The 5,229-nt window shown below is 73.3% G+C and carries 7 protein-coding genes; 1 reads left to right on the top strand and 6 read right to left on the bottom strand.

What is annotated here, in order from left to right:
- Window positions 1–39 precede the first annotated feature (39 nt).
- The 4 genes from VR44_RS34605 to infC form a co-directional block, all read right to left on the bottom strand.
- Window positions 40–897 carry a TrmH family RNA methyltransferase gene (locus VR44_RS34605; protein WP_045951605.1) on the bottom strand — a complete coding sequence of 286 codons (858 nt, stop codon included), beginning with the start codon at window positions 895–897 and terminating at the stop codon, window positions 40–42.
- Window positions 898–1,008: 111 nt separating this feature from the next.
- The gene (gene rplT / locus VR44_RS34600) at window positions 1,009–1,395 is read right to left on the bottom strand and encodes a 50S ribosomal protein L20 (protein WP_007263143.1); all 387 of its coding nucleotides are present in this window, start codon (window positions 1,393–1,395) and stop codon (window positions 1,009–1,011) included.
- Window positions 1,396–1,499: 104 nt separating this feature from the next.
- On the bottom strand, window positions 1,500–1,694 hold the full coding sequence (rpmI, locus tag VR44_RS34595) for a 50S ribosomal protein L35 (RefSeq protein WP_030770466.1): 195 nt from the start codon (window positions 1,692–1,694) through the stop codon (window positions 1,500–1,502).
- Window positions 1,695–1,796: 102 nt separating this feature from the next.
- The gene (infC, locus tag VR44_RS34590) at window positions 1,797–2,489 is read right to left on the bottom strand and encodes a translation initiation factor IF-3 (protein ID WP_094192109.1); all 693 of its coding nucleotides are present in this window, start codon (window positions 2,487–2,489) and stop codon (window positions 1,797–1,799) included.
- Window positions 2,490–2,814: 325 nt separating this feature from the next.
- Between infC and VR44_RS34585 the strand changes: the two genes are divergently transcribed.
- Window positions 2,815–3,180: a DUF1844 domain-containing protein gene (locus VR44_RS34585; RefSeq protein WP_042800665.1), complete on the top strand. Its 366-nt coding sequence runs from the start codon at window positions 2,815–2,817 to the stop codon at window positions 3,178–3,180.
- Window positions 3,181–3,265: 85 nt separating this feature from the next.
- On the opposite strand, the gene VR44_RS34580 is transcribed toward VR44_RS34585, so the two are convergent.
- Both VR44_RS34580 and mycP read right to left on the bottom strand, forming a co-directional pair.
- Window positions 3,266–4,006, bottom strand: coding sequence for an SseB family protein (locus tag VR44_RS34580; protein ID WP_045951603.1), 741 nt, complete (start codon window positions 4,004–4,006; stop codon window positions 3,266–3,268).
- Between the two features lie 12 nt (window positions 4,007–4,018).
- Entirely contained in the window at window positions 4,019–5,191 is a 1,173-nt protein-coding gene (gene mycP, locus VR44_RS34575; RefSeq protein ID WP_245692750.1) for a type VII secretion-associated serine protease mycosin, read from the bottom strand.
- Between the last annotated feature and the right edge of the window lie 38 nt (window positions 5,192–5,229).

Raw genomic sequence — 5,229 nt, 5'->3', positions numbered from 1 at the left:
TCTCCGGGTAGCTCAGTGGGCCCCCGGCAGGCCACATTACTAGCTGGGGGTCACGGAGCGGCACCCTCCGGGCGCCCGCTGTGCACGCGCGGACGCGTAGAGGCACACGGCGGCGGCGGTCGCGAGGTTCAGGCTCTCGGCCTTGCCGTGGATCGGGACCCGTACGACGGCGTCCGCGAGCGCCCGGGTCTCCTCGGGCAGGCCCCAGGCCTCGTTGCCGAAGACCCAGGCCGAGGGGCCGCCCATGGTGCCGGCGTCCAGTTCGGCGTCGAGGTCGTCCTGGCCGGCCCCGTCGGCCGCGAGGATCCGTACGCCCGCCTCCCGCAGCCCCGCCACGGCCTGCTCGACGGGGACGCCCACGGCCACGGGAAGGTGGAAGAGGGAGCCCACGGAGGCGCGGACGGACTTGGGGTTGTAGAGGTCGACGGAGGCGTCGGTCAGCACCACGGCGTCGGCGCCGGCGGCGTCCGCGCAGCGCAGGACGGTGCCGGCGTTCCCGGGGTCACGGACGTGGGCGAGGACGGCCACCAGCTTCGGGCCGGACCCGAGGATCTCCTCGAAGGGGGAGTCCAGGAAGTGGCAGACGCCGACGAGCCCCTGCGGGGTGACGGTCTGCGAGACCTCCGCGAGCACCTCGTCGGAGGCGTAGTGCACGCGCGCCCCGCCCAGCAGGGCGGCCTCGACGATGTCGGCGTAGCGCTCGGCGGCCTCGACGGTGGCGAACAGCTCGATCAGCGTCGCGCCCTGGGACCCGCGGTGCGCGACGGCCTCACGGACGGCCTGGGGGCCCTCGGCGAGGAACCGGCGCTCCTTGGTGCGGAAGTTGCGCCGCGCCAGCCTCCGTGCGGCGGCCACCCGCGGGGATCGGGGGGAGATCAGCTCGGCGGGGGTGGGCATGGTCTCAGGGTTCTCTCTCGGGTGGTCCGGGGCGGGGTGAACGCACACGGACCCGCAGGCGAACGCCTGCGGGTCCGTGGGTGCCGGCCTCGTGAGCGGGCCGGCTATGCCTTACGCAGCGGCCTTGGGCGCGTTGACGTCGGCCGGGAGGGCCTTCTGCGCGACCTCGACGAGCGCGGCGAACGCGTTGGCGTCGTTGACGGCCAGCTCGGCCAGGATCTTGCGGTCCACCTCGATGTTGGCGGCCTTCAGACCCTGGATGAGGCGGTTGTACGTCATGCCGTTCTGGCGGGCAGCGGCGTTGATGCGCTGGATCCACAGCTGACGGAAGTCGCCCTTGCGCTTCTTGCGGTCGTTGAAGTTGTAGACCAGCGAGTGGGTGACCTGCTCCTTGGCCTTGCGGTACAGGCGCGAACGCTGACCGCGGTAGCCGGAGGCCGCCTCGAGGATCGCCCGGCGCTTCTTGTGGGCGTTTACTGCCCGCTTGACGCGTGCCACTTTTTTACTCCTTGTAGCGGGGCCGTGGGTGTCTTCACACGGCCCGGAATTCGATGGGGTCCCGGTCTCGACGTCCGTCCGCTCCCGTCACGGGAGCGGAGGCGTCAGATGCCGAGAAGCTTCTTGATCTTCGCGGCGTCGCCGGGAGCCATCTCCGCGTTGCCGGTGAGGCGACGGGTCAGGCGGGACGACTTGTGCTCGAGCAGGTGGCGCTTGCCGGCGCGCTCACGGAGCACCTTGCCGGAGCCGGTGACCTTGAAGCGCTTCTTGGTACCGCTGTGCGTCTTGTTCTTCGGCATGGCGCCGTTATCTCCTCGTCGGTGGCGCTCCCACCGGTCCTCGCGGACCGGCGGGCGGGAGCGTCATGTTGTGTGGGTGATCCGGGACGGGCTGCCCCGGAATCAGGCCTCGGCGTTCGCGTCGGCGGAGCCGTCGGCGTCGACCTCGGTGGACTCCACCTCGGCGGCCTCGGCCGGAGCGGCCTCGGCGGCGGCACCACCCTGGCGCTCGGCCTTGCGGGCGGCCTGCGCCTCGCGGGCTTCGGCCATCGCCTCGGTCTTCTTCTTGTGCGGACCGAGAACCATGATCATGTTCCGGCCGTCCTGCTTCGGGTTCGACTCGATGAAGCCGAGCTCCTGGACGTCCTCCGCGAGACGCTGCAGCAGTCGGTAGCCGAGCTCCGGCCGGGACTGCTCGCGACCACGGAACATGATCGTGATCTTGACCTTGTCGCCCTGCTTGAGGAACCGAACGACGTGACCCTTCTTGGTGTCATAGTCGTGCGGGTCGATCTTCGGCCGGAGCTTCATCTCCTTGATGACCGTGTGCGCCTGGTTCTTGCGCGCCTCACGGGCCTTCATGGCCGACTCGTACTTGAACTTGCCGTAGTCCATGAGCTTGCAGACCGGCGGGCGCGCGGAGGCGGCGACCTCGACCAGGTCCAGGTCGTATTCCTGCGCGAGCTCAAGCGCCTTCGCAAGCGGGACGATGCCCACCTGTTCGCCGCTGGGACCGACGAGTCGCACCTCAGGGACGCGAATCCGATCGTTGATGCGGGGCTCGGTGCTGATGGATCCTCCTCGGTAGCACCACACGGCTGCCTGGCAGGCAACCGCTGACGTCTTATGTCGTCAGACCTCAACCGCGGCGGAGAAAGAAAAATGCCCCGCCGGGCACAGGCAGGGGCTCCAAAACAACCGGAGCACCGCCGCGTGCGAACCGCGGGGCGCAACTCGGCGGCCTTCCATCGTCCGTACGGAACGATGGATACCGCCTGACCGGATGACCCGCCGCCCCGGAGGGTGGTCGGGTGGGAGATCGGAGCCTCCACTTGTGGGCCGGGCACATAAGTGTCCGGCCGGTCGATGTCCATACTACCCCACGCAGAGCAAGGCCGCCGCACGACCTATCGTGGAGCGCATGACTGACGCGACGCCCTCCGATTCCACCACTCCCGACTACGACGAGATGACCCGCGACATCGCGGACGTCCCGGCCGTCGAGGTCATCACCACGGTGGCCGTCCACCTGCTGAGCGCCGCGGCGGTCAACCTGGGCCTGGACAAGCCGGACTCCGAGCACAAGGACCTCGACGAGGCCCGCAAGCTGATCACGGCCCTGGCCGGCCTGGTCACCGCCAGCGCCACCGAGATCAGCTCCTTCCACGCGGCCCCGCTGCGCGACGGCCTGAAGTCGCTGCAGCTGGCCTTCCGCGAGGCCTCGATCGTCCAGGACGAGCCGGGCCAGGGCCCGGGCGAGAAGTTCACGGGTCCTGTGTACGCCTGACCCCCCGCTCCGGATTCCGCTTCGTACGACGGAGGGCCGCCCGCGACACCTCGCGGGCGGCCCTCCGTCGTACGTTACGGGGTCCTCAGCGCGTGAAGAGCGGTTCGCCCGGCGGGACCGGGGCGCCGGCCGGGAGCAGGGCGAGGTCCAGGCCGCGCACGAGGCGCCCGCGCAGGGTCTCGTCCGCCGCGAGGGCCTCGGCCACCCGCCGGGCGGCGGGGGCGACCGGCTCCCCCTCGGACAGCACGATGGCGAGGGTGCCGTCGGCGGAGGCGCCGCCCGGGCCCAGGTGGGCGCGGAGCACGGCCGGCTCGGCGGCCACCGCGGCCCGCACCGCCTGCCGCACGGCCGGGTCGGCCAGCGGGTCGGCGTCGGTGCGGCCCTCGGCCAGCGCGAGCAGCGCGGGGCCGGTCAGCTGGTAGGGCACCGGTCCGGCCAGGTCCAGGACGATCGTGTCGGCCTTCTCGTGCACCGCGGCCGCCAGCGCCTGGTGCAGCGGGACCGCCACCGGGCGGGCCGCCGGGTCCCACAGGGCCAGCGAGGCGATGGAGGTGAACGCGGGCAGCGCCCGGCGGTCGCCGGCCGTCAGGGTGGGGACGGCCATGTCGCTGGTCTTCTCGCGCTTGAGGCCGGTCTCCGGGTCGGTCTCGACCTCGCCGAGCATCGCCACGACGGGCACCAGCAGCCGGGCGTCCTTCAGGGCCGCCAGCAGTTCCGGCTCCCGCGAGCGGTCCTCGGCCCAGGCGGCCAGGGCCGCGCTCAGCCGGGGGTCGGCGGTGCCGTCGTCGTCGGAGAAACCGGGGTCTGGAATGTTCTTGGTCGCCACAATGACCTGACCCTATCCCGCCGGGGGGAGGGACTCCCCCGCGGCGTCCCGCCGTGCGGCGCGCGGGCGCCGGGCCAGTACGGCCACGGGGGCGGGGGGCTCGGACCGCAGCGACCCGGCGGCCTGGAGCGCGGCGACGGGGTCGACCGTGCCGTGGCCGCGGGCGTCGTCGCGGCCGCCGGGCGGGCGGGCGGTGGCGGTGTCCTCCAGCAGCTTCTTGACCTGCGCCGGGGAGAGCCCGGGGTGGGCGGCCTTGACGAGGGCCACGGTTCCGGAGACGAAGGCGGCGGCGGCGCTGGTGCCCCAGCCCTCGTAGTAGGCCCGGTCCGGGTCGGCGATGACCACGTCGACGCCGGGGGCGCTGACGGTGGCGTACCAGTGGCGGGTGGAGAAGGGGGCCTTGCGGCCCTGGCGGTCCACGGCGGCGACGGCGATGACCCCGGGGTAGGCGGCGGGGTAGGAGGTGTGGTCGCCGCGTTCGCCGCCGTTGCCCGCGGAGGCGACGACGACCACGCCCTTGCCGAGGGCGTACTGGACGGCCTCGTCCTCGGCGGCCTCGTGGTGGGCGGAGTCGCTGTCGTCGCCGAGCGACAGGTTGATCACGTCGGCGCCGTGGTCGGCGGCCCAGCGGATGCCCTCGGCGAGGGCCCCGGACTTGCTGTCGCGGGCCTTGGCGCGTCCCGGGTCGCCCTCCTCCAGGATCACCCTGACCGGCAGGATCCGGGCGTGGGGCGCGATCCCGAGGACTCCTTGCGCGCGGTCGGGGCCGTGTCCGTGGCCGGCGATGATGCTCGCCATGGCCGTGCCGTGGCGGGCCCAGGCGCGGTCGCCGCGGCCGGCGCCCATGCCGACGAGGTCGGTGCCGTCGAGGACCTGGTCGGGGTGGGTGGAGTCGACGCCGGTGTCGAGGACGGCGACGGTGATCCCGTCGCCCTGGGTGATGCCCCAGGCCTCCTCGGCCCGCAGGGCGAGCAGGCCCCACTGGCGGTCGCGGATGGTGTCGGCGGCCGCGGGCGGGGCGGAGACGGCCACGAGCAGCGCGGCAAGGGCGGCGGCGGCGCCGGCGGCCCTGAACGGGGCCCGGGCGGACCGTCGGGTCGCGGCGCGCACCGGGGCCGGGGCGGGCTCCGAGGCGGCGGCGGGGGCCGGCTCGGGGGTGGGGGCCGGGCCGGTGGTGCTGTTCATCGGGCGGGCTCCTGGCGCGGCTGCCGTGCGGCGGCGGC

Source organism: Streptomyces katrae (genome assembly GCF_000966975.1).
GTDB classification, from domain to species: domain Bacteria; phylum Actinomycetota; class Actinomycetes; order Streptomycetales; family Streptomycetaceae; genus Streptomyces; species Streptomyces katrae.
Note: the sequence above shows the minus strand (reverse complement) of the source record. Positions and strands in the feature narration are given on the sequence as shown.

Bases quoted from the DNA above. Each gene is read 5' to 3' on its own strand.
- VR44_RS34605 (WP_045951605.1), bottom strand. From the start codon at position 897: ATGCCCACCCCCGCCGAGCTGATCTCCCCCCGATCCCCGCGGGTGGCC.
- rpmI (WP_030770466.1), bottom strand. From the start codon at position 1,694: ATGCCGAAGAACAAGACGCACAGCGGTACCAAGAAGCGCTTCAAGGTC.
- VR44_RS34585 (WP_042800665.1), top strand. From the start codon at position 2,815: ATGACTGACGCGACGCCCTCCGATTCCACCACTCCCGACTACGACGAG.
- mycP (WP_245692750.1), bottom strand. From the start codon at position 5,191: ATGAACAGCACCACCGGCCCGGCCCCCACCCCCGAGCCGGCCCCCGCC.